Genomic DNA, 4,145 nt, shown 5'->3' with positions numbered 1-4,145 from the left:
TGTGTATAAGAGACAGCCCCCGGCCCGGCCGCAGCGGCCCTGCGGCCGCTGCCGTCCGGGCGGCCCCGCACATTCCCACCGTCTTACCCGCCGTTGCGCCCCGCCAGTCCCCTCCGCCGCGCTCGGCCAGAAGTCATCTTTCATCTGACAAATTACGGCGCCGAACCGGTCAGCTCACCGTGCAGACCCTCGACCAACTGCGACGCCAATCCGTAACAGACCAAACCGAATCGACGATTTCAGCAACTAGGTGTAGCGCTGCCTGTACGAAGCGTTATTCTCCTCAGACGCAATTCGGTACCCATCCGTCCCTACGCGTCCCTGCGCCGGGCGAGAAGGTCCCGCACTGCACGTGATGGAAGCTCTGCCTCTGGGAGTCCCGTGTACCCACTCGTCGGGGTTGACGCCTCGGGCCTGGCTGCGCTGCGCACGACAGTCATCGACCAACTGCGCGCATTCGTCCCCACCGCGTACGCCGTCCCGGCCCTCGCCGCCACAGCCGCACCTGTCCCCGCCGGCCCCTGCTACACCTTCGCGGACGGCGCCGGGGGAGCCACCACCGCGACCTCCGCCGCCTCCGCGACCCCTGCCGCCTCCGCCGCCTCCACTGCGAGCCGCCCGGCCGCCCCGGCGACCGTCGGCAGACGCTCCCGCACCTCGGCCCCCGGAAGCACGGCGCGCCGCCCCGCGGCCTCCGACACCGACAGCCGCCGGATGATGGACCTCGTCGAGCGCGCCCAGGGCGGCGAGGCGGAAGCGTTCGGCCAGCTGTACGACCAGTACAGCGACACGGTCTACCGCTACATCTACTACCGCGTCGGCGGCCGGGCCACCGCCGAGGACCTCACCAGCGAGACCTTCCTCCGCGCGCTGCGCCGCATCGGCACCTTCACCTGGCAGGGCCGTGACTTCGGCGCCTGGCTCGTCACGATCGCGCGCAACCTCGTCGCCGACCACTTCAAGTCGAGCCGCTTCCGCCTCGAAGTGACCACCGGCGAGATGCTCGACGCGAACGAGGTCGAGCGCAGCCCGGAGGAGTCGGTCCTCGAATCCCTTTCCAACGCCGCACTGCTGGAGGCCGTACGTAAACTCAACCCCCAACAGCAGGAGTGCGTCACGCTCCGATTTCTGCAGGGCCTCTCCGTGGCCGAGACCGCCCGCATCATGGGCAAGAACGAGGGAGCGATCAAGACCCTCCAGTACCGCGCCGTCCGCACCCTCGCCCGGCTGCTCCCCGACGACGCCCGCTGACGACACCCGCCGACGACACCTGCTGACTCCGCGTACCCGGACGGGGACCACCGGTCACATCATCGTGACTCCGTAACCCGACTGGCTTGCCGCTCGTTGAGGTGGTTGCAGACTCCCCCTGTGCTGGGGAGTCGACCGTGCTGACGAGAGGAGGTGCCGCCGGTGATCGGATCCGTATCGACGAACCGACGGGCAGTCGCCTTCGCCCAGGCCCTGGCCGAGCAGGAGCTCGACGAGGGCACGGCGGCCGACGAGGAGGCGGCTGACGGCAGCGAGCAGGCCCTGCTCCTGGCGCTCGCCGACGGGCTGGAGGCGCTGCCGAGGCCGGAGTTGGACCCGGAGGTCAAGACGGTCCAGCGCGCCCAGCTCATCGCCGCCATGGAGACCGCGTTCGCGGGCGGCGCGGAGGGCGCGCAGGACGCCGACAGCGCGCAGTTCCCGGGGCAGCGCGGCCTGCGCGGGCGCACGCGCGTGCGAGCCCCGGCCCGGGGAGCGCACCGCGCCCCGAGCCTCGGCCCGCTGAGCAAGCTGCGCCCCAAGTCGCGGCTGGGCAAGGGGCTCGCCGCGGGCGGGCTGGGCGTGGGCGTCGCGGCCAGCGCCTTCGGCGGCATGGCGGCCGCGAGCACGGACGCCCTTCCGGGAGACACCCTCTACGGCCTGAAGCGCGGCATGGAGGACCTGCGGCTCGATCTCGCGGGCGGCGACGCGGACAAGGGATCCGTCCATCTGGACCACGCCTCCACCCGGCTCCAGGAGGCCCGCCGCCTCCTGGAGCGCGACCGCTCGGGCGGCGGTCTGGACCACGAGTCGCTCGGCGAGGTCCGCAAGGCCCTCTCCGGCATGCAGCACGACGCCTCCGAGGGCCACCGGCTGCTCACCAGCGCCTACGAGCGGGACGGCGACATCGGCCGGATCCAGTCGCTCTCCACCTTCACCAAGAACCACCGTGCCGCGTGGACCCAGCTCCGCCACCGGCTCCCTCCCCAACTCGCCGATGTGGGCGACGGGGTGAGCTCGGTCCTGGACGCCATGGACGACGAGGTCAGCCCCCTCAAGGCGCTGCTGCCCGAGGCGCCGGACGAGAAGGAGCGGCCCGAGCGGGAGCCCCGGGGCACCGGCGAGCGCACGGACGGCCAGGGGCCGTCCCCCGAGCCGTCCGCACCCGCGCAGCCCCGGGACACCCAGCGGCAGCCCGGCGGCAGCGGCGGGGGCGAGGCGCCCACCCCGTCCCCTTCGCAGGGCGGGAGCGAGGAACGCCCGAGCGAGGACGAGCGGCGCTCACCTTCCCAGCAGGAGGGCGAGGAGGACCGGCAGCAGTCGCCCTCCGAGTCCGGCTCCGGCGACACCTCGCCCCCGGACACGAGCGAGCCGCGGATCACCCTGCCCCCCGTCGTCCCGGAGGTGCTGCCCCGACTGGACCTGGGCGGCGGCGAGAGCTGACATCGCGGTGGGGCCGGGCCGCCGGGCCCCGGCCCCACCGCGACACCGCTCAGAAGCAGACTCAGAAGAAGGCTCAGAAGAAGACGGAGCGCCGGCGCACCAGCAGCTTGTAGAGCGTGTGCTGGATCGTCTCGCGCACCTGGTCGGTGAGGTTGAACATCAGCATCGGGTCCTCCGACGCCTGCGGCGGATAGCCGTCGGTGGCGATGGGCTCGCCGAACTGGATCGTCCACTTGGTGGGCAGCGGCACCGCGCCCAGCGCGCCCAGCCAGGGGAACGTCGGGGTGATCGGGAAGTAGGGGAAGCCGAAGAGCCGGGCCAGCGTCTGCGAGTTGCCGACCATCGGATAGATCTCCTCGGCCCCCACGATCGAGCACGGCACGATCGGCGCCCCGGTCTGCAGCGCCGTCGAGACGAAGCCGCCGCGCCCGAACCGCTGGAGCTTGTAGCGCTCGGCGAACGGCTTGCCGAGCCCCTTGAACCCCTCCGGCATCACCCCGACGACCTCGCCCCGCTCCAGCAGCTCCCGGGCGTCCTGCGTACAGGCGAGCGTGTGCCCGGCCTTGCGCGCCAGCTCGCCCGCGACGGGGAGGGCGAAGACCAGGTCGGCGCCCAGCAGCCGCAGATGGCGGCCGGCGGGGTGGTGATCGTGCACGGCGACCTGGAGCATCAGGCCGTCCAGCGGCAGGGTCCCGGAGTGGTTGGCGACGACGAGCGCGGCCCCGTCGTCCGGTATGTGCTCCAGCCCCCGCACCTCGACCCGGAAGTACTTCTCGTACAGCGGGCGGAGCACGGTCAGCAGGACCTGTTCGGTCAGGTCGGGGTCGTAGCCGAAGTCGTCGACCTCGTACTCGCCGGTGACCCTGCGGCGCAGGAAGTCCAGCCCGCGCGCGGCCCGGTCCTCCCAGTCCGCGCCGAGCAGCCGGTCGAGCAGGCCGCCCGCGGGGCCCTCGGCAGCGCCTTCAGGAGAGTCTTCAGCAGGGCCCTCAGGCCCGGAGGCGTCCCGCGCGGCTGCCCGCGCGTCCGCGTCCGGCCCGTCCTCCGGCAGCGGCGTGAGCGGCGTCCTGCGGCGTCCCTCGTCGAAGGGAATGACCTTCGCGTCAGCCATCCCGACGCACCTCCTCCTCGGGCTTCTCAGGTCCCGGGGTCAGCAGCCCCGCGGCGGCGTCGACCGCGCGGGCGAGCCGCCACGGGGGCAGCAGCCCGTCGCCCCGGGACCGCGCGAAGGCGGCGAGCGTCTCCGCCGTGGTGTACCGGGGGGCGAAGCCGAGCGCCTCGCGGGCGTGCGCGGTCCGCACCACCCGCCCATGGGTGAGCAGCCGCAGTTGCTCGGCGGAGAAGTCCGTGGCCCCGACCGTACGCAGCGCGCTGCGGCTCCAGCGGATCGCGGGCAGCGGCAGCGGCAGGGTGGGCCGCCCGAGGCGGCGGGCGCACTGCGAGAGCAGCAGCACCCC

3 protein-coding genes and 1 pseudogene are annotated in these 4,145 nt (G+C 73.1%); 2 read left to right on the top strand and 2 right to left on the bottom strand.

Features of this window, described 5'->3' with window-relative positions:
- The first annotated feature begins 381 nt into the window (after nucleotides 1–381).
- Together G5C65_RS32555 and G5C65_RS32550 are read left to right on the top strand one after the other, a co-directional pair.
- Nucleotides 382–1,251 carry an ECF subfamily RNA polymerase sigma factor, BldN family gene (locus G5C65_RS32555; RefSeq protein WP_165302648.1) on the top strand — a complete coding sequence of 290 codons (870 nt, stop codon included), beginning with the start codon at nucleotides 382–384 and terminating at the stop codon, nucleotides 1,249–1,251.
- 162 nt (nucleotides 1,252–1,413) lie between these two features.
- A complete protein-coding gene (locus tag G5C65_RS32550) occupies nucleotides 1,414–2,691 on the top strand; it encodes a DUF5667 domain-containing protein (protein ID WP_165302646.1) in 1,278 nt (425 codons plus the stop codon).
- 73 nt (nucleotides 2,692–2,764) lie between these two features.
- On the opposite strand, the gene G5C65_RS32545 is transcribed toward G5C65_RS32550, so the two are convergent.
- Together G5C65_RS32545 and G5C65_RS32540 are read right to left on the bottom strand one after the other, a co-directional pair.
- Nucleotides 2,765–3,799: a lysophospholipid acyltransferase family protein gene (locus G5C65_RS32545; protein WP_165302644.1), complete on the bottom strand. Its 1,035-nt coding sequence runs from the start codon at nucleotides 3,797–3,799 to the stop codon at nucleotides 2,765–2,767.
- Nucleotides 3,792–4,145: pseudogene (locus G5C65_RS32540) on the bottom strand (NAD-dependent epimerase/dehydratase family protein); the annotation flags it as partial. The pseudogene G5C65_RS32540 and the gene G5C65_RS32545, both read right to left, overlap by 8 nt.

This window comes from Streptomyces boncukensis (genome assembly GCF_011045075.1).
GTDB classification, from domain to species: Bacteria; Actinomycetota; Actinomycetes; order Streptomycetales; family Streptomycetaceae; genus Streptomyces; species Streptomyces boncukensis.
This window is presented reverse-complemented; position numbering and strand designations above follow the sequence as displayed.